This window comes from Streptomyces sp. NEAU-YJ-81, assembly GCF_017592595.1.
Lineage (GTDB): Bacteria > Actinomycetota > Actinomycetes > Streptomycetales > Streptomycetaceae > Streptomyces > Streptomyces hygroscopicus_B.
Map to the genome: position 1 here is coordinate 1 of NZ_JAGFNO010000031.1, position 19,596 is coordinate 19,596.

A 19,596-nucleotide genomic window follows, 5' to 3' on the forward strand; every position below is an offset into this window, starting at 1 on the left:
ACCGGGTGACACCCTGCCCTTCGAGGAACCGTATGCCGTCCCCGAAACGCACCGCCTGACGCACATGGCGCACCCAGTACTCCGGCGAGCACACCTCCTCGCCCGCCAACTCGCCCGTGACGTTCGAGACGATCGCCAGTCGCGGTGCGGAGTAGCCGATCCGGCTCGCCACCTCGGCGAACTCGGCCAGCATCCCCTCCATCAGCGGCGAGTGGAAAGCGTGCGAGACGCTCAGTGGCTTGCTCTTGACGCCCACCGCCTCGGCCACCGCCAGCACCGCCGACTCCTCACCGGAGATGACGGTCGCCGCCGGGCCATTGACCGCCGCCACACTCACCCGGTCCTCGTAACCGGCCAGATGCGGCAGCACCTCGGCCTCCGCGGCCTTCAGCGACACCATCGCACCGCCTTCGGGCAGCGCCTGCATCAGCCGACCGCGCGCGGCCACCAGCGCACAGGCGTCCTCCAGCGAGAACACCCCCGCCACATGGGCCGCGGCCAGCTCCCCCACCGAATGCCCCACCACGAAATCCGGTGCGAGACCCCACGACTGGATGAGCCGGAACAGCGCCACCTCCACAGCGAACAACCCGGTCTGCGTGAACACCGTCCGGTCCAGCGCCTCCGCATCCCCGCCGAAGACCACCTCCCGCACCGAACCATCCAGATGACGCTCCAACTCCGCACACACCGCATCGAACGCCGCCGCGAACACCGGGAAGACGCCGTACAGTTCACGCCCCATGCCCAGCCGCTGGGCACCTTGTCCGGTGAACAGGAACGCCGTCCCACCGCGGCCCGCCACCGTGCCCGGGACCACCCCCGTGGCCAGCTCGTCGAGGCCCCTCAGCAGCTCCTCCCGGTCGCGGCCGACGACCGCCGCCCGGTGGCCGAAGGCGGACCGGCTAAGCGCCAGCGAGTGGCCCACATCCACCGGATCGAGCTCCGGCCGCGCCGCCACGTACGACCGCAGCCGCCGCGCCTGGGCCCGCAACGCCGCGTCACCGCGGGCCGAGAGCACCCAGGGCACCACGTCGAGGTCCATCGGCCGTTCCGTGGCCGGGTCTTCGGCGGGTGCCTGCTCCAGCACCATGTGCACATTGGTGCCGCCCATGCCGAACGAGCTGACGCCCGCGAGCCGTGGGGTGTCAGCCTCCGGGGCCCAGGGGTCGAGGGCGGTCTGGACCGTGAGGCCCAGGGTGTCCAGGGGGATGGCGGGGTTCGGTGTCCGGTAGTTGAGGCTCGGGAACAGTTCGCGGTGCGCGAGCGAGAGCACCGTCTTGATGAGGCCGGTGATTCCGGCGGCGCCTTCGAGGTGGCCGACGTTCGTCTTGGCGGAGCCGACGCGCAGCGGCGCGCCGTGCGCCCTGCCGGCGCCCAGGACCGCGCCGAGCGCCTCGGCCTCGACCGGGTCGCCGACCTTGGTGCCGGTGCCGTGCAGTTCGACGTACTGGACCCGGGCGGGGTCGACCCCGGCGCGCTCGTAGGCGGCGCGCAGCATGGCCACCTGCCCATGGGCCGCGGGGGTGGTGAGGCTGTCGCCGCCACCGTCGTTGTTGGCCTCGGAGCCTCGGATCACCCCCAGCACGGGGTCGCCGTCGCGTCGGGCGTCCGCGAGCCGTTTGAGCACGACGAGGCCGCCGCCCTCACCGCGCACATAGCCGTTGGCGCGGGCGTCGAAGGTGAAGGAGCGGCCGTCCGGGGAGAGCGCGCCGAACCGGGAGGCGGCGATGAAGCTGTCGGGGGCGAGGTTGAGCTGGACGCCGCCCGCGACGGCGGTCTCGGTCTCGCCGCGCCGCAGGCTCTCGCAGGCCAGGTGGACGGCGGCCAGGGACGAGGACTGCCCGGTGTCCACGGCCACGCTGGGGCCGCGCAGTCCCAGGACGTAGGAGACCCGGTTGGCGATGATGCCGCGGTTCAGACCGGTGAGGGTGTGCTGGGTGATGGCGGCCGGTTCGCGGCGGTGGACCAGTGTCGCGTAGTCGTCGGCGATGGCGCCGATGAAGACGCCGGTGCGGCTGCCCTCGAGGTGCGCGGGGACGAGTCCGGCGTTTTCCAGGGCCTCCCAGCACAGTTCCAGCGCAAGCCGCTGCTGGGGGTCCATCGCCAGTGCCTCGCGGGGTGAAATCCCGAAGAACTCCGGATCGAACTCGGCTGCCGTTTCGACGAACCCGCCGAATCGAATGCCGGCGTCCCGGAGCTCATCGGCATACCGGTCCGCCGGAATCTCCGTGATGGCGCTCTCTCCATTGCGCAGCAACTGCCAGAACTCATCCGGTGTCGATGCGCCCGGTACGCGACATGCCATACCGATGACCGCGATGTGCCCGTCACGCACCAGGGAGTTCTCCGACATCACGACCTCAGACTCTTCTCTCAGTTGAGATACGACGCGACTGGACTGACCATGATCCGGAAGTCGACGGTATGGGCTCGGGAGTCGCCTCAACCACCCCTAACCGTCGGCACCCCTAACCGTTGGTATAGGGGTGGTCACCTCTTCTTGAGAGGTTCCCACCAACCGCGGTGTGTCATGAACCACTTGGCGGTTTCCGCGAGGCCGTTCTCAAACGACATCTCGGGGCGGTATCCCAGTTCGGCGGAGATCTTCGCGATGTCCACCGAGTAACGGCGGTCATGGCCCTTGCGGTCGGACACCCTCTCGACCATCGACCGGTCGGCACCGAGGAGTTCGAGCAGCCGTTCCGTGAGTTCCAGGTTGGTCAGTTCGGTGCCGCCGCCGATGTTGTAGACCTCTCCCGGACGGCCGTTCTCGGCGACCAGGGCGATACCGCGGCAGTGGTCGTCCACATGCAGCCAGTCCCGGACGTTTCCGCCGTCGCCGTAGAGCGGCACCGGTTTGCCGTCCATGAGGTTGGTGACAAAGAGCGGAATGACCTTCTCGGGGTGCTGGTACGGGCCGTAGTTGTTGGAGCAGCGGGTCACACAGACTGGCAGTCCATGGGTGCGGTGGAAGGCCCTGGCCAGCAGATCGGAGGATGCCTTGGACGCGGAATACGGCGAGTTGGGCTCCAGCGGTTCCTCCTCGCTCCAGGAGCCGCTTTCGATGGAGCCGTAGACCTCGTCCGTGGAGACGTGGACGAATTTTCCGACCGCCGCGTTCGCGGCCGCGTTGAGGAGCGTGTGCGTGCCCAGGACATTGGTGCGCACGAATTCCTCGGCGCCGGATATCGAGCGGTCGACATGCGATTCCGCGGCGAAGTGCACCACCAGATCGGTGCCGCGCAGCAGCTCGCCGACGAGCTCGCCGTCGCAGATGTCGCCGCGGACGAAGCGCAGCCGGGGGCTGTCGGCGACCTCGGCCAGGTTGGCCTCGTTGCCCGCGTAGGTGAGCTTGTCGACCACCACGACCTGGGCGTCCGCCCAGGCGGCGTACGCCCCTGTCAACGTCTGCCGGACGAAGTGGGAGCCGATGAAGCCCGCGCCGCCGGTCACAACTATGCGCACTGGAGACAACCCTTCAGCGATGATTGGCCGCGATATCCATCAGATAATTTCCGTAGTCCGTCTTGCCGAGTTCCACACCGAGCTCATAGCAGGCGGCCGCGTCGATGAAACCCATGCGGAAGGCTATCTCCTCGAGACAGGCGATCCGCACTCCCTGGCGCTGTTCCAGAAGCTGCACATACTGGCCCGCCTGCAGCAGCGAGTCATGAGTTCCGGTGTCCAGCCAGGCGAATCCGCGGCCGAGCCCCACCAGTCTGGCCTTTCCGCGCTCCAGATAGACGCGATTGACGTCCGTGATCTCCAGTTCGCCGCGCGCGGAGGGCTGTACGTTCTTGGCGATGTCCACGACGTCGTTGTCGTAGAGATACAGACCGGTGATCGCCAGATTGGATTGGGGGACGGCCGGCTTCTCCTCGAGGGAGATCAGCCGGCCCTGCTCGTCCATTTCCCCGACACCATAGCGCTCGGGGTCCTTGACTGCGTAGCCGAAAAGCACACAGCCGTCGACATGACTTGCCTCGTTGTGCAGCATCTTCGAAAACCCGGGCCCGTGGAAGATGTTGTCGCCGAGGACCAGCGCCACCTGATCGTCGCCGATGAACTCGGCGCCGATGATGAATGCCTCGGCGATTCCGTTGGCCTCGGGCTGTTCGGCGTACTCGATCGAAAGGCCCAGCCGACGGCCGTCGCCGAGGAGCGCGCGGAACAGCCCCACATGGAGCGGGGTGGAAATGATCTGGATTTCCCTGACGCCGCCGAGCATGAGCACCGACAGCGGGTAATAGATCATCGGTTTGTTGTAGACGGGAAGGATCTGCTTCGACACCGCATGTGTCAAAGGATGCAGTCGGGTACCGCTTCCTCCGGCGAGGACTATGCCCTTCATGCGGCCAGAAGCTATCAACGCGGTCGGCCCGCGCTCCAGGTCTGCCGCGGCGATAGGGGGGTAATCAGGGGTGGTCGTGGAACAGGGGTGGCATCATGCGGCCACCCCTTCCGTGGGACCTCGCCCCCGTCAGCGCTCAGGCGATTTCATCCACCTGGGCCCGCAGCGCGGTCGGCAACTGCTGGCGACTCCTGATATTCAGCTTGCGGTACACCCGCGTCAAATGCTGTTCAACTGTGCTGATGGTGATGAAGAGGCTGGCGGCTATTTCCCGGTTCGTATAGCCGTCCACCGCCAGGGCGGCGACCCGGGCCTCGGATTCGCTGAGCTTCGTCCCCAGGGACGGCGGCACCGCCGGTTTCGGGCCGAGCGGTCCGGACACCGGCCGCACCACCGGCCGTGGATCGCGGGCCTCCAGACCGGAGTCGAGGCGGATCCGGTCACACAGCTCCTCGGCGCCGCACTCCTTGGCCATCCGCCAGGCCCGGCCGGTGATGGCGTCGGCCCGTCCGAGCTCCCCGAAGCCGCGCAGCGTACGGCCCAGATCGTCCAGCGCCCGGGCCAGCTCCAGCCGGTCGCCGGAGCACTGCAGCTCCTCCACGGCCTGGCCGAGCAGCCGGGACCGGTTGTCGATGTCGCCCGCGGCGGCCAGTAACCGCAGGGAGACGCCGCGGACCCGGGAGTCACCGGCGCCGTTCCTGGCCAGCTGCTCGGAGACGAGGTTCGCGGCCTTCTCCCGGTCGCCGAGCTCCAGCCACGCCTCGGCGGCGTCGGAGCGCCAGGGCAGCAGCGCGGGCTGGTCGAGCTCCCACAGCTGGGCGAGCCGGCCGGCCATCAGGAATTCGCCGAGCGCCGCGTTGATGCGGTTGGTGGCCAGGTAGTAGCGGCCGCGGGCGCGGGTGTAGCCGAGTCCGTAGATGCTCTTGAACAGCGCCTCGGGGACCGGGCGGCTCAGCTGCCGCGCCGCCGCGTCGTACTTGCCCATCGCCGTGTACGCGAGGATCTGGCTGGCCAGGGGGCCGCCGATGAAGACGCTTCCGTCGCTGCCGGGCACGATGTCCAGGGCGGTGGTCGCATAGGCCGCCGACTCCACGAGGTTGCCCTGCCGCAGGGCGATCTCGGCCCGGATCGAGGCGAAGATGGCGCGCCAGCCCGGTGCCCGGCGCCGCTCGGCCTCCTCCATCAGCGAATCGCACCACGGCGCCGCCTTGTCCGGGCGGCCCGCGTACACCAGCGCGTTCACCGAGTTGACGATGGGTTCGAAGGTGGCGTCGGTGAGCGGCGAGACCTCGAGTACCTTCTCCGCCGCGGCGACCGGCGACTCCTCGCTCCCCCCGCGGCCGAAGAAGCCGCTGAACGCCGCCGTGATCGTCGACAGCGAGGAGGGTCTGCGGGATCTGAGCGGGGTACGGGAGGCGCCGCCGTCCTCGCCCTGGCGCGCCGCGGCCCCGGGGCCGCGGTCCGGCGCACCGGAGTCCTGGGCCCAGCGGGCGGTCATCCGGAACTGGGCCATCCAGGTGGGTCCCGCGTTACTCATGACGGCGTTGAGCCGGCCGATGGCGCCGCGCGCCTCCTCGATCCGGCCGTGGGCGAGCAACAGCTCGATCAGCCGCCCGATATGGGAGGCGGGCAGCCGGTCGGCGCACAGCGCGGCCAGCGGCTCCTCCAACATCCGCTCGGACGCCGAGGGGTTGAGCCGCCACATGATCCCGGCGGTGCCGATCCTGATGCCGGCCCGCAGCTCCCCGTCCTGGCAGGCCGCGTACGCCAGCTCCAGGCAGGCGACCGCCAGCTTGGCGTCGTCCTCGGCGAGCGCCTGCTGCGCGGCGTCCCGCAGCAGCGGCACCGCCCAGGGCTCGTCGGCGGCCTGGGCGGCGAGCAGATGGCGGGCCACGGCGAGGGTGGCCCCGCCGCCCTGGTGCAGCAGGACGGCGGCGCGGCGGTTCATGTCCAGCCGGACCTCGGGGTCCATGTCCTCCAGCACCGCGGCCTCAACATACGGGTGGCGGAAGGCGAGGCCGCCGACGAGGCCCGCCGCGTCCAGCGCGGCGACTCCGCGCCGGGTTCCGGCGGAGCCGATGCGCAGCAGCCGGCCGAGGAGTTCGGGAGAGGCGGACGCGCCGAGCACCGCGATGCCCTCGGCGAGCCGGGAGACGGTGTGCCCGCTGCGGTAGACGCAAGTGAGCACGGCCTGGACGAACATGTCGCCCACCACGGGTTCCACGGCGCGACCGTGCCGTGGGGGCGCCCCGGCGGTGCGGTAATCGTCTATCACCGCGCGTAGCAACAACGGATTTCCGCCGCTCACCTCATACCAGCTGTAGGCCACATCGGCCGAATCCGGGAGACCCAGACGGGTGGTCAGCAGATGTGCGGTCTCCTCCCAGGACAGCCTCTCCAGCCGCAGCCGCTGGAAATTGGGCTGACGCAGCAGTTCGGTATTGAAGACGGCGTCTTTCTGATCGCTGTCCGTCGCCTGTGCGAACACCATGAGCAGTTTGGCGGAGTGTGAACGGGTCGCCAGGTACAGCAGGTACTGGAGTGACTCCGCGTCGACGAGCTGGAGTTCGTCGACGCAGATCACCACCGGTTCACGGGAGGCGAGTTCATACAGCGCGGCACGGAACTCCCGGGCACCCTGGATATGCGGTGGAGTCACGCCGGCGGGGTCGCCACCAGGGGTTTCACGGGGCTGTGCGGCGTCGAGGGCACCCTGGTCGAGCGCCTCGCGCAGATGGTCGGCGGTCGCCTTGGGCAGCCGGGGCGAGTCCAGAAGCTGGCGCAGTGTGCCGAGCGGAGCCCGGTCGGCCGACGTTCCGTATGCCTTGAGGACGAGGGCTCCGGCCTTCGCCGCATGGGCCGTGACGGCTTCGAGCGTATAGGTCTTGCCGCAGCCGACCGCACCCTCGACGAGCACGATGCCCGCTTCCCCGGACAGGCACCGGGAAAACGCCCGGCGAAGTCTCTCGAATTGTGCGTCGAATTGTCTGGCTCTGGCCGATGAAAATACCATTGCTCGCACCCCCGAATGCGACGCGAAGCACTGCTCACGGCAGCCCGTACGACTTCCAGCAAGCTATACGCCCACCTGCCACGCCACCATCGCCGCACGTAAAATCATCGTTAACGAATTACCAATTCTGAGCGGACTGCCCGACGATCGACAAAATCGATGCGATCGAGCCGGCCCCTACCTGGGGCAACACCGCGGAGCCGAAGTGCACCAACACCCTGACAACCCTGCGCCACCCCCGTTCACGTGGGCATTTGTTCGGAGCGGCCAGCATACACGAGACCCCCTAGCAGTACCCGGGACAGCTCATGACATCCTTGACTTCGACACTAAGTGGTCATCGATTGAGGCACCCCGGGATCCCCTTCGAACATTTATTTGCCCGTTTTGAGCGCTAATGCGATTCTTATGTCTGTTGCCACTGGTAACCGCAAGCGATTCGCCGGGAATTCTCATGCCATAAAGCGGACAGAGACGTGGCGTGCCAATCCCTGTCACAATGAATTCCGCAGCCACACATCCAACCCGCACATCCAGCCCTTGGACTATTCCAATGGCACGTGCATACCCATTGTCATCGCTCGTGGAGGTGCAGCCCCCTGCCGCCCTTGCGGCCCAGGTGACCCGCCTCGACCAGTCGCTCCAGATGGCGGGCCGGCGCCAGGGCCGGATCCCGGAAGGTGCCGTGCAGGGTGCGCTGGATGGCGAGGGAGACATCGAGCCCGATCACATCCAGCAGACGCAGCGGACCCATCGGATAGCCCTGCCCGGCCGCCATCACCGTGTCGATGTCCGCGGCGGTGGCCCAGCCCTCCTGAACCATCGCCACCGCGCTGTTCAGATAGGGAAAGAGCAGGGCGTTGACGATGAAACCGGCCCGGTCCGGGCAGTCCACCGCGCGCTTGCCGAGCGCCGCGGCCACCGCGTGCGCCGTGCCCAGCGCCTCCTTGGAGGTGAGCACGGTGTGCACCACCTCGACCAGCCGCATCACCGGGGCGGGGTTGAAGAAGTGCATCCCGATGACGTCCTCGGGCCGCCGCGTCGCCATCGCGCACTCGATGACGGGCAGGCTCGAGGTGGAGGTGGCCAGCACCGCCCCCGGTGCGCACACCCGGTCCAGATCGGCGAAGACGGCCCGCTTGACGTCGATGTCCTCCGCCACGGCCTCGACCACCAGGTCGCAGGTGCCGAGCGCCTGAAGTTCACCTCCCGCGGTCAGCCGGTCCATCGACTCGGTGAGCAGCCCGGGCGCCAGCTTGCCGCGCCGCACCCCCCGCTCCAGCGAGCGCTCCACGGCGGCCGTGGCCTCCTTCGCGCGCAGCTCGCTCCGGGCCACCAGCACCGTCGGGTATCCGGAGCGCGCACACACCTCCGCGATGCCGACGGCCATCGTGCCCGAGCCCACCACGCCGATCCGCCGTACCGCGCGGGCCGGTACGGGCTCGCCGAGGCCGTCCGCCTCCCCGCCCCGCGCGGCGCCGCCCGCCTCGTACTCGTAGAAGCCGCGGCCCGCCTTCACCCCCACCAGACCGGCGGTCACCATATGGGCCAGGGTGGGCGCGGGCGCGTACCGCGGATCGCCGGTGCGCTCGTACAGCGCCTCCAGGGAGTCCCGCGCGGTGTCCAGGCCCATGGCGTCGAGCTGGGCCAGCGGCCCCATCGGCAGTCCGCAGCCGAGCGTCATGGCGGTGTCGATGCTGTCGCGCGAGGCGTAGCGCCGCTCGTACATGGCCACCGCGTTGTTGAGGTACGCCATGGTGAGCGCGCCGCCGATGAAGCCCGGCCGGTCGGCGACCGGCACCGGGATCCGGCCCAGGTCGCGTACCAGTTCCCGGACGTCCGCCAGGACCGCGTCGCCGGTGAGCGGGGTGCCCACCACCTCCACCGCCCGGTCCTCGCGGTCGGGGCCCAGCGGGAAGAGGTGCAGCCCCACCGTGCGGTCGGTCCGGCCGGAGCCGAAGGCGATCTCGGTGACCGGCAGTCCGGTGGTCGTGGTGGCGAACACCGTCTCCGGCGGACAGTCGGCGTGGGCGCGGGCGAGTAGCCGCCGCTTGGTCTCCAGCCGTTCGGGGACCGCCTCGACCACCAGATCGGCCCGTGCGGCCGCCGCGGGGTCAGTGGTGAACTCGACGGCGGATTCCGCCGCGGTCACCCGCCCCCGGCCGCGCCGCAGGGCCGCCTCGTCCCGCTCCACGGCGATCACCCGCCGACCGCCGTGAACCAGGGCGTCCACGAGGTGGCGGCCGGTGGTGCCGAGCCCGAACACCGCGACGGTGGGAAAGCGCTGTGCCATGCCGATGAGTCCTTTCACTGGCTGGGACCTTGAGTTGGTCACGAACCGCCGTGGCCGTCCTGCCACCTGACGAGCGCCGCGCCGAGCGACATCCCGCCGCCGAAACCGGCCAGCAGCAGCAACTCCCCGTCGGTGAACACGCCCTGCCGCCGGGCGTCGTCGAGCGCCAGCGGGATGGAGGCGGCGCTGGTGTTGCCGTGCTCGGCCACCGTCAGATGCGTGCGCGCCCGCGGCAGCCCGAGGTCCGGGAGCGCCTTGGCCAGCAGCACGCCATTGGCCTGATGGGGAATGAAGTGGTCCACGCTGGCGGCGTCCGTGCGATGCGCGGCCAGCAGGGCCCGTATCGCACGCGGCAGCTCGGCGAGAACGTACTCGCTGACCGCGCGGCCCCGCATCCGGAAGAAGTGGCCCCCGTCGGCGAGGGTCTTCTCCGACGCCGGCGCGCGGCTGCCGCCCGCCGGCACCTGGATCAGCTCGTGGAGTGCGCCGTCGCTGGTGAGCAGCGATCCGGTGAGGCCGTAGCCGGGGCGCACGGGCCCCAGCACCACCGCCCCCGCCCCGTCGCCGAAGAGCACCGCGGTGCGCCGGTCGGTGCGGTCGATGATGCGGGAGTAGACATCGGCGCCGATCACCAGGGCGTACGGGGCGGGGGCGCCGGAGCCGGCCGACAGCAGCCCGGCCGCCGTCACCAGGGCGAACACGAAGCCGCTGCAGACCGCGTTGATGTCGAAGGCGGCGGCGCCCATGGCGCCGATCCGGTGCTGCACCAGACAGGCGGTGGCGGGCTGCGGATAATCGGGAGTAGAGGTGGCCACCACGATCCAGCCGAGCTGACCGGCGCGGATCCCGGCGTCCGCGAGGGCGGCGCGGGCCGCCTCCACGGCCAGGTCGGAGGTGGCCTCGTGGTCGGCGGCGTAACGGCGGCACCGGATCCCGGTCTTGGCCGAGATCCACTCCGCGGTCACCCCGGCGCGCTCGGCCACGAGCTCATTGGACACGGCCTCGGCCGGCAGATAGGAGCCGGTGCCGAGGATCCCGACGGGCCGGCCGCCCGGTGTCCGGACCGGATGGTCGGTCATCTGGGTCTCCCGGCCCGCGCGGCCACCGCCGCCTTCGCCGGTGCCATCGCTGTGGTAGCTGTCCGCGGGGTTCGGCGGTGCTCGAGAAGAAGCATTGAGTGGTTCCCTCCGGATCCATGCCGGGCATTGACGCTACGGACCGGGCACGGCACGGATAACCCCTAACCCATCACCCCCCTAGGCCCCCTACCGAATGAACCCGGTCCGCCGTATGAGCCGGCGCATGGCGGGCACCCGCCCAAGGTGGTACCGATACATGCAGGCCGAAGGCAGACCGGCTCAGGGAGCGGCCCCCATGGAGTGGTTCACCTCATCCGACTACTGGCTGAGCCGACTGGTCTTCCAACGCGGGCTGGCCGCCGTCTATCTGATCGCCTTTCTGACGGCGGCCCTGCAGGGCCGGGCGCTGCTCGGCGAGCGGGGGCTGACCCCGGTGCCGCGCTTCCTCGAGCGGGTGCCGTTCCGGCGCTCGCCCAGCCTGTTCCATCTGCACTACTCCGACCGGTTCTTCGTCTCCTGCGCCTGGCTGGGGGCCGCGCTGTCGGCCGCGCTGCTGGTGGGGGCCGCGGACCGGGCGCCCCTGCCGGTCGCGATGGTGGCATGGCTGGTGCTGTGGCTGCTGTATCTGTCGATCGTCAACGTGGGACAGGTGTGGTACGGCTTCGGCTGGGAGTCCCTGCTGCTGGAATCGGGGTTCCTCGCCGTCTTCCTGGGCAATGAGCACACCGCGCCACCCGTGCTCGTCTTGTGGCTGCTGCGCTGGCTGCTGTTCCGGGTGGAGTTCGGCGCCGGGCTGATCAAGATCCGTGGGGACCGCTGCTGGCGGGACTTGACGTGTCTCTACTACCACCATGAGACCCAGCCGATGCCGGGGCCGCTGAGCTGGTTCTTCCACCATCTGCCGAGGCCGCTGCACCGGGCGGAGGTGGCGGCCAACCATGTGGCGCAGCTGATCGTGCCGGTGCTGCTGTTCACCCCGCAGCCGGTCGCGAGCGTGGCGGCGGGGATCGTCGTGGTCACCCAACTGTGGCTGGTGGCCTCCGGGAACTTCTCCTGGCTCAACTGGCTGACGATCCTGCTGGCGCTCCCGGCGGTCGACGGGCGCCGCGCCGCCGAGGTGCTGGGGCTGTCTGGGCCACCGCCCCTCGCCGCTCCCCCGGTCTGGTACGAGGTGGTGGTGCTGGCCGCCACCGCGCTGGTGCTGGTGCTCAGCTACTGGCCGGCCCGCAATCTGCTGTCGGGCCGTCAGCTGATGAACTATTCGTTCAACCCGCTGCACCTGGTCAACACCTACGGGGCCTTCGGCAGCATCAGCCGCAGCCGGCAGGAGGTGGTGATCCAGGGCACCGGCGACGCCGTCCTCACCGCGGACACGGTCTGGAAGGACTACGAGTTCCGGGGCAAGCCGGGCGATGTGCGGCGGATGCCGCGCCAGTACGCCCCGTACCATCTGCGGCTGGACTGGATGATGTGGTTCGCGGGGCTCTCGCCCGCCTACGCCGGGTCCTGGTTCACCCCGCTGATCGGCAAGCTGCTGGTCAACGACCGGGCGACGGTGAAGCTGCTGCGCGCCACCCCCTTCCCGGGGACGCCGCCCACCCATCTGCGCGCGCGGCTGTATCTCTACCGCTTCACCACCCCGGCGGAACGGCGGGCCACCGGAGCCTGGTGGCATCGGACCCTGCTGAGCGAGTTTCTGCCGCCGGTCAGGCTGGAGGACCACGGCTCGTCGCGGCCGTGACACCGGGCCGGGCCGACGCTCAGGCGGCGGCACCCTTCGCGTTCGGAGTCTCGGCGCCCGGCGGGGGGTTGCGCAACACGGCGTAGCCGACGCCGACGCCCACCGCGATCGGCCATTCCAGCACCCCGGCGAGGCCCATCGCGCCGAGGCCGAGATAGAGCGGAAGCCCGCCCTTGGCGGGCAGGATCCGCCGTGCGGTCCTGATCGGCATCGTGGCCACGCTCGCCGTGGCCACGGCGGCGCGAGGGACGGTGAAGGTGACGGTGCGGTCCTTCCCCCGGGACGCGCCCGTCTTCCGGGCGTCGGTCGTCTTGGATGTCGTCGCTGCGCTCACGCCTTCCTCCTACCGGATGTCACTTTGGTTACTTTGTGGCTGAATTAGGTAAATATAGGCCGAATTTACGATCCCGGCATATCAGGACCGAGGGGAGAGCAGCCGTTGCTGCCCATCACTATGTTCACGGGCCTCGTCTCCGCCCCGTCCCGAGGGATGACCGGGCTGCGGCTGCGCCTTGCGGACATCGCCGACGTCCTGCGCGACACCGGCGACCGGCGCACCAGCCGGAGGGTGTGGGCGCGGGCCGGCCGGGCCCATGTGGAGGTCCACGGGCTCACCGGCCACGGGGAGGGCCATGAGCGGCTGGCCCGGGCGGTGGAGGAGGCGCTGCGGCGGGTGGCGGGCGTCAACTGGGCCGGGGTGAACGCGGCGCTGGGCCAGGTACTGGTCGACTTCGAAGAGGACCAGCTCGGCCGCGAGGATGTGCTGAAGGTGGTCGAGCGCGTCGAAGCGGCCCAGGGGACGGACGCGGACTCCTTTCCGGCGGGCCGTCCGCAGCCGCCGTTCGCCTCCGCGCCGGCGACGCTGGCCGCGACCGCGCTCGCCGCCGACTGCCTGGGCCTGGTGGCGGCCACGATCCGGCGGGTGTCGATGGTGCCCGCGCTCTCCCCCGCGCTGCGCATCCCCACGGTGATGGCGGAGATCCAGCCGCGGGTGCGCGGTCTGCTGGAGTCCCGGCTCGGCCGCGCCCAGGCCGACACCCTGATCGGCGTGTCGAACGCCGTGGTGCACGCCCTGACCAGGGGCGAGGCCCCGATCGCCCTGGACGCGCTGCAGCGCATGCTGCAACTCGCCGAGATCCGCGGCCGGCAGATCGTATGGCAGAGCCGGGAGCCGGAGTTGGTGACGGACGGCGACGGGCTCCCGGAGCGCTCGCACCCGCCCGTCCCCCGGCCCGCTCCCCTGCCTCATGGGCCGGTGGAGACCTGTATCGACCGCACCTCCCTGGCCTCGCTGTCCGGTGCGGGCGGGCTGCTGGCGTGGACCCGCGACCCCGAGCAGGCCGCGAAGGCGCTGCTGGCCACCGTGCCGAAGGCGGCCGCCATGGGGCGGGAGGCGTTCGCCGCCCGGCTGGGCGATGTGCTGGCACGCGACGGCGTGGTGCCCATGGACGGCACCGCGCTGCGGCTGCTGGACCGCGTGTCGGCGGTGCTGATCGACTCGCGGGTGCTGTGCGCCGGCCGTCCGCGGCTGATGTCGGTCACCACCGTCGGCGACCTGGGGGAGGCCGAGGCGTGGAGCGCCGCGCAGTCCGTCCTGGACCGCCGCACACTGCGGGAGTTGTCCGGCGAGGGGCCCTGGACGCGCGGCCTCTGGCGGCTGGAGCGGCCCCGCGACATCCCCGCGGCGATCCCGACGAGCCCGTTGGCGCTGACCGCGGACCTGCACGGCGAGGACGGCCGGCGGCAGGCCCGGATCCGGATCGGCTGCGAACTCGACCCGCTGGCCGACGCCGTGGTGGCGGCGGCCCACACCGGCGCGCGGCGCCTGGTGCTCACCGGACACGCCAGCACGGACGAGATCGCTCCATGGGCCGACGAACTCCTCCCCCTCGGCACCTCGCTCCCCGACACGGTGCGCCGGCTGCAGATCGAGGGCCACGGCGTGTTGCTGATCAGCGGCGAGGATGACGAGGCGCTCGGCGCGGCCGATCTCGGCGTCGCCGTCACGGCGCGCGGCGAGAGCCGGGTGTGCTGGTCGGCCGATCTGATCTGCGGCCCCGGCCTGCTCCATGCGTGGCAGGTGCTGCGGGCGCTGGAGGACGCGCGCTCGGTCAGCCGGCGCTCGGCCCGGCTGTCGATGGGCGGATCCGCGCTCGGCGCGCTCATCGCCGCGGCGGGAACCCGGCCCGCGGTGGCCGGGCTCGCCACCTCTCCGGTGTACAGCGCGGCGTTCCTGGCCGTGCTCGGCGGGATCGGCGCGGCGCGCCGGGTGGAGCGGCGCCCCCCGCCCCCGCCCCGTGTCCGCGGCAACTGGCACGCTCTGGGGGCACGGGAGACCCTGAGCGTGCTGTGCGCGTTCCGGGAGAACGGGACGGAGCTGCCCGACGGTTCGGGCGCGTCACGCGGTGCGGGTCCCGGGGAGCCGGGCGCGCCGGGGTCCTCCGGGGCCCTGTGGTCCGCCGGGGTGCGCCCGGTGCGCAAGGCCGCCGGGACGGTCGTACGGGCCGGGGCGCCCGGTGTCATGGGGGCCGCCTCCGCCCGCTTCGCGGCGCTGCACCGGAACACCGCCTCGCTGGTGAACGCGGTGCGCGAGGAGCTGCACGATCCGCTCACCCCGGTGCTGGCGCTCGGCGCCGCGGCCTCGGCGGCGGTGGGATCCGGTGTGGACTCCTTCCTCGTCGTCAGCGTGATGGCGGGCAATGCGGTGATCAGCGGCGCACAGCGGCTGCGCGCCGAGCGCTCGCTGCGCGGCCTGCTGCTGAGCGAGCGGATGAACGGCCGGCTGGTCGACTGGGCGCCCGCGATGTCCCTGGCGGACGGGGTGGCGGCGGACCGCGAGGTGTTCTTCGCGGGGCTGACCGCCGCCCCGGTGCGCACGGTGGCCGCCGAGGAGCTGCGGGTCGGGGACATCATCGCGCTGCGGCCCTCTGATGTCGTACCGGCCGATGCCCGGCTGCTGGTGAGCGACCGGCTGGAGCTGGACGAGGCCGGGCTGACCGGCGAGTCCGGGCCGGTCGCCAAGGACCCGGCCGCCACTCCGGGCGCCGACCTCGCGGACCGGTCCTGCATGGTCTATGAGGGCTGCACGGTGCTCGCCGGAACCGGTTACGCCGTGGTCGTGGCCGCCGGGGCGCAGACCGAGGCGGGGCGCGCCGCCGCACTGGCCGGACGCGCCACCGCGCCCATCGGGATCGAGGGCCGGCTGGCCGCGCTCACCAAGGTCGCGCTGCCCGCCACCGGCCTCGGCGGCGCCGCCGTCACCCTGCTGGGGCTGATGCGCGGGGTGCCGGTGCGCGAGGCGCTGTCCACCGGCGTGGCCATCGCGGTGGCCGCCGTGCCCGAGGGGCTGCCGCTGGTGGCCACGGTGGCGCAGTCCGCCGCGGCGCGCCGCCTCTCGCACCGCGGGGTGCTGACGCGCTCGCCGCGGGTGCTGGAGGCCCTGGGCCGGGTCGACGTCGTGTGCTTCGACAAGACCGGCACCCTGACCGAGGGCCGGCTGGCCGTGGCCCGGGTCGCCGGATACGACCACGAACTGCCGACCGGCAGTGCGCTGGGCATGCGGCTGCTGTGCACGGCGGCCCGGGCCTGCCCCGAGCGCGAGGGCGGGCGGGCGCTGGCCCACGCCACCGACCAGGCCGTCATCGACGCGGCGGCCGCGCACTGCGACGGGGACGGCGCCTGGTCTCCGGTCTCCGAGCTGCCCTTCGAGGCCAGCCGGGGATTCTCGGCGTCGCTGGGCACGGAGTCCGGGCGCCCGCACCTGGCGGTCAAGGGTGCCCCGGAGATCGTGCTCGCCCGGTGCGCCTACGCCCTGAGTCCGGGGGCGGCGGGCGACACCGTGCCGCTGACCGCCGAGCGGCGGCATGCCACCGAGCGCCTGCTGTACTCGCTGGCCTCCGACGGGCTGCGGGTGCTTGCGGTGGCCGAGACCCGGCCCGCCACGTCCGACACGCCGTCGGCGGAGGTCGCCGGGATCGCCACGGAACTCACCCTGCTGGGCTTCATCGCCATCGCGGACACCACGCGGCCGGGTGCCGCCGAGACCGTCAAGCGGCTGACGGACGCCGGAGTACGCGTCGCCATGGTCACCGGCGACCATCCGACCACGGCGGTCGCCATCGCCCGGGAGCTGGGCATCCCGGACGCCGAGCCGGTGCTCACCGGGGCGGAACTGGACACCCTGCCCGAAGGCGAACGGGTTGAGCGGATCGCCCGTACCACCGTCTTCGCCCGGGTCTCCCCCGAGCACAAGGTCCGTATCATCCAAGGGCTGCGGCAGGCCGGACAGGTGGTGGCCATGACCGGGGACGGGGTGAACGACGCGGCCGCCATCCGTCTCGCGGACATCGGCATCGGACTGTCCGCCCACGGCTCGGCCTCGGCCCGCGCCGCGGCGGACCTGGTGCTCACCGACCCGGACCCGACCCGGATCCTCGACGCGCTGCAGGAGGGCAGGGCGCTGTGGCGCAGTGTGCGCGACGCGGTGACGATCCTGGTCGGCGGGAACGCGGGTGAGGTCGCCTTCACCATTCTGGGCGCGGCGGTGGCCGGGCGGGCGCCGCTGGGCACCCGTCAGCTGCTTCTGGTGAATCTGCTCACCGACATGCTGCCCGCCCTGGCGGTCGCCCTCGCCCGGTCCCGGGAGCAGAAGTCCGGTGAGGACCCGCTGGTCGGTGGCCCGGCGTCCGCGCTGTTCGGCTCCGATCTGGGCCGCATTCTCGCGGTGCGCGGCAGTGCCACCGCGCTGGGCGCCGCCGCGGCCTGGCAGTGCGGTCGGATGACGGGCCGGGCCCGGCGGGCGAGCACCATGGGGCTCGCGGCGCTGGTCGGCACCCAGCTTGGCCAGACGTTCATGACCGACTGGCACAGCCCCCTGGTGCTGGTCACCAGCGTCGCCTCGGCGGCCACGCTGTTCGCCATCGTGGAGACCCCGGTGGTCAGCCACTTCTTCGGCTGTACACCCCTGGGCCCGATGGCCTGGTCGGTCGTCGGCACGTGCTCGGCCGCCGCCACTTTGGGGGCGGCCGTCGCGCCGCGGCTGCTCTTCCCCCGGCGGGCGCCGCTCGCGGTCTGAACGCGCCACCCCGGAAACGGGACATCTCGGGCGCTTCTTAACCTGAGCTTTCCGTCCATTCACCGGACGCTCACCCGGTGTGCACCGCCCGCTTTCCGACGCGGGTCAGGCTACGGATTGGAAGCGGATGCCTCGCTTCCGCTCGTATTCCGTCCAGTGAGGTACCCATGGCCCACATTCTGACGACCGTCCTGGTCAAGCTGGCCCAGATTGCGCTGGAGGCGTTTGTCGCCCAGTTCGTGAAGACGCTTCTGACCTCGGCCTTCCGGCCGGCCGCCGCTCCGGCCGCCGCCTGATACGGCCGGCGCCCGCCGGCCGTTCGGGGTGACGTCCCCAGGGACGGCGCCCCGTCATCGTCATCGAGGCCCGGAAGCGCCACGACGCTCCCGGGCCTTCCGCAGGGCGGCGGCGCTGCGCGGCGCCGCTCAGTGCGGCGCGCTCAGTGGCCGTACGACGCCGCCCGGTGCACCGGACCGTGGGCGGTCGGGCAGTGCTCCCCGTCCTCCCGTCCCCGCGCGGCGGGGTCGTCCAGATGGTCGACCTGAAGCGTGGTGTGGGTGATCCCGTACTCGCCGCGCAGCACCGCCTCCAGGTCCTCCCGGACCGCATGGCAGTCGCCGCCCGCCGCGACCAGGACATGGGCGGAGAGCGAGACCTCACCCGAGGTGATCTGCCAGACATGCAGATCGTGCACCTCGGCCACCTGTCCGTGGGCGACGAGTCGGCCGCCCACCTCATCGGGCTCGACGCCGGTCGGGGCGGCTTCCAGCAGCACCCGGCCGGAGGCCCGCAGCAGCTCCACACCCGCCTTGATCATGAGGACGACCACCAGCAGACCGGCGATCGCGTCGGCGCGGGCGAAGCCCGTCGTCACCACCACCAGTCCGGCGACGGCGGTGGCGATGAAGGCGTAGAGATCGTTGAGCACATGCTGGAAGGCGCCCTCGACATTGAGCGAGGAGCGGTTCGCCTTCGACATGCACCACGCGGCCGCGAGATTCACCACCACACCGGCCAGCGCGGTGACCAGCACCAGACCGCCGGTCACCTCGGGCGGATCGATCAGCCGCCCCACGCTCTCATAGCCGAGATAGGCGCCGAGCAGCAGCAGAGAAAGGCCATTGGCCTGGGCGGAAAGGATTTCCGACCGCTTGAGCCCATAGGTGTATCCGCCACGTGCGGGGCGCGCCGAGAGCCGGATCGCGATGAGCGCGAGCACGATCGAGGCGGCGTCGGTGAGCATATGGGCCGCGTCGGACAGCAGCGCCACGGAGCGGGCGATGACCCCGACGACGACCTCGACCGCCATGAAGCCGCTGATCAGCGCGAGGGCGAGGGACAGCCACCGGCGGTCGGCGTTCTCCGCCACGCCGTGGGCGTGGCCACCGTGCCCAGCTCCGCCGTGCCCCTCGTCGGGTCCGTGCGCATGAGCTCCCACCGGCTCCTCCTCGGATCGTCTTCGGGACAGCGCAATTGAAACAGCCCCGAGGGGAATTCACCAAAGGCTGCAATGGACACGGTTATCAATAAACTTCCGCGCTAGCGACGAAGAGGCTTTATGAATGCGGCAATGCTTTTCATTACGGAGTGCGAAAAGGGTGCGCGGCCCGGTCGCCCGGGCCCGCCACCAGGGAGTCGCTGACATGTGCGAGACCACGCCGATGCGGGTGAGACCGGCGCGCGGAAGGTGACCCGGCGGGGCGCGGCGCGTTGTCCGACTATGACGACGACGATGCGACGCCGTTCTCTCTCGCAGCCGAGCAGAGCGCTGGACCGGAGCACCGAAGGCGACGGAACGGTTCATCAGACCGTTCACACATCCACATCCGTACCGATCTACGCGGATCTGGTCGAGCGCTGGGCGTCCGCGGGGCGCGCGGTGCCCGGGCGCTACGACCGCGAGTGGACCGAACTGGTCAACTGTCCCCCCTGGCCGGACCGGATCCAGGCGGCGGCCCGCCCGGCGGCACGACCGTCCGCCGACTGAACCACCGACCGTTCACCGGCCGGCTCATCGCGCGGGGGCGCGGATATGCCTACTC

General features: G+C 71.2%; 12 protein-coding genes. 4 read left to right on the forward strand and 8 right to left on the reverse strand.

From position 1 onward, the window contains the following. The 6 genes from J5X86_RS40600 to J5X86_RS40625 all read right to left on the reverse strand — a co-directional run. The coding region (locus J5X86_RS40600; protein ID WP_208521646.1) for a type I polyketide synthase at window positions 1-2,356 on the reverse strand (2,356 nt) is incomplete at its 3' end. Between the two features lie 137 nt (window positions 2,357-2,493). Beyond that, complete coding sequence (gene rfbB / locus J5X86_RS40605; RefSeq protein ID WP_208521647.1) at window positions 2,494-3,468, reverse strand: dTDP-glucose 4,6-dehydratase; 975 nt, start codon at window positions 3,466-3,468, stop codon at window positions 2,494-2,496. Window positions 3,469-3,481: 13 nt separating this feature from the next. Then, entirely contained in the window at window positions 3,482-4,354 is an 873-nt protein-coding gene (rfbA, locus tag J5X86_RS40610; protein WP_208521648.1) for a glucose-1-phosphate thymidylyltransferase RfbA, read from the reverse strand. Between the two features lie 136 nt (window positions 4,355-4,490). Continuing rightward, window positions 4,491-7,367 (reverse strand): LuxR family transcriptional regulator, encoded by a 2,877-nt coding sequence (locus J5X86_RS40615; RefSeq protein WP_243982751.1) that lies wholly within the window; start codon window positions 7,365-7,367, stop codon window positions 4,491-4,493. 574 nt (window positions 7,368-7,941) lie between these two features. Beyond that, window positions 7,942-9,660 (reverse strand): 3-hydroxyacyl-CoA dehydrogenase family protein, encoded by a 1,719-nt coding sequence (locus J5X86_RS40620; protein WP_208521650.1) that lies wholly within the window; start codon window positions 9,658-9,660, stop codon window positions 7,942-7,944. A 38-nt stretch (window positions 9,661-9,698) separates the two neighbouring features. Further along, window positions 9,699-10,739, reverse strand: coding sequence for a 3-oxoacyl-ACP synthase III family protein (locus tag J5X86_RS40625; protein WP_208521651.1), 1,041 nt, complete (start codon window positions 10,737-10,739; stop codon window positions 9,699-9,701). A gap of 295 nt (window positions 10,740-11,034) precedes the next feature. On the opposite strand from J5X86_RS40625, the gene J5X86_RS40630 reads away from it, so the two are divergent. Continuing rightward, window positions 11,035-12,480, forward strand: a complete 1,446-nt coding sequence (locus J5X86_RS40630; protein ID WP_208521652.1) for a lipase maturation factor family protein — start codon at window positions 11,035-11,037, stop codon at window positions 12,478-12,480. Window positions 12,481-12,499: 19 nt separating this feature from the next. Here the strand turns inward: J5X86_RS40630 and J5X86_RS40635 are convergent, their stop codons facing one another. Further along, the gene (locus J5X86_RS40635) at window positions 12,500-12,814 is read right to left on the reverse strand and encodes a hypothetical protein (RefSeq protein WP_208521653.1); all 315 of its coding nucleotides are present in this window, start codon (window positions 12,812-12,814) and stop codon (window positions 12,500-12,502) included. Between the two features lie 105 nt (window positions 12,815-12,919). Here J5X86_RS40635 and J5X86_RS40640 point away from each other — a divergent pair, with 105 nt between their 5' ends. Both J5X86_RS40640 and J5X86_RS52175 read left to right on the forward strand, forming a co-directional pair. Further along, window positions 12,920-17,554, forward strand: coding sequence for a cation-translocating P-type ATPase (locus tag J5X86_RS40640; protein WP_208521654.1), 4,635 nt, complete (start codon window positions 12,920-12,922; stop codon window positions 17,552-17,554). A gap of 167 nt (window positions 17,555-17,721) precedes the next feature. After that, window positions 17,722-17,850, forward strand: coding sequence for a hypothetical protein (locus J5X86_RS52175; RefSeq protein ID WP_279595675.1), 129 nt, complete (start codon window positions 17,722-17,724; stop codon window positions 17,848-17,850). Between the two features lie 143 nt (window positions 17,851-17,993). Here J5X86_RS52175 and J5X86_RS40645 read toward each other — a convergent pair whose 3' ends face one another. Continuing rightward, entirely contained in the window at window positions 17,994-18,992 is a 999-nt protein-coding gene (locus tag J5X86_RS40645) for a cation diffusion facilitator family transporter (protein WP_208521655.1), read from the reverse strand. A gap of 294 nt (window positions 18,993-19,286) precedes the next feature. On the opposite strand from J5X86_RS40645, the gene J5X86_RS40650 reads away from it, so the two are divergent. Next, complete coding sequence (locus J5X86_RS40650) at window positions 19,287-19,541, forward strand: hypothetical protein (RefSeq protein WP_208521656.1); 255 nt, start codon at window positions 19,287-19,289, stop codon at window positions 19,539-19,541. The last annotated feature ends 55 nt before the right edge of the window (window positions 19,542-19,596 follow it).

Excerpts from the sequence above, each read along its gene's own strand:
- J5X86_RS40620 (WP_208521650.1), bottom strand. The coding sequence starts at position 9,660 with ATGGCACAGCGCTTTCCCACCGTCGCGGTGTTCGGGCTCGGCACCACC.
- J5X86_RS40630 (WP_208521652.1), top strand. The coding sequence starts at position 11,035 with ATGGAGTGGTTCACCTCATCCGACTACTGGCTGAGCCGACTGGTCTTC.
- J5X86_RS40625 (WP_208521651.1), bottom strand. The coding sequence starts at position 10,739 with ATGACCGACCATCCGGTCCGGACACCGGGCGGCCGGCCCGTCGGGATC.
- J5X86_RS40650 (WP_208521656.1), top strand. The coding sequence starts at position 19,287 with ATGCGACGCCGTTCTCTCTCGCAGCCGAGCAGAGCGCTGGACCGGAGC.
- J5X86_RS52175 (WP_279595675.1), top strand. The coding sequence starts at position 17,722 with ATGGCCCACATTCTGACGACCGTCCTGGTCAAGCTGGCCCAGATTGCG.
- rfbA (WP_208521648.1), bottom strand. The coding sequence starts at position 4,354 with ATGAAGGGCATAGTCCTCGCCGGAGGAAGCGGTACCCGACTGCATCCT.
- J5X86_RS40615 (WP_243982751.1), bottom strand. The coding sequence starts at position 7,367 with ATGGTATTTTCATCGGCCAGAGCCAGACAATTCGACGCACAATTCGAG.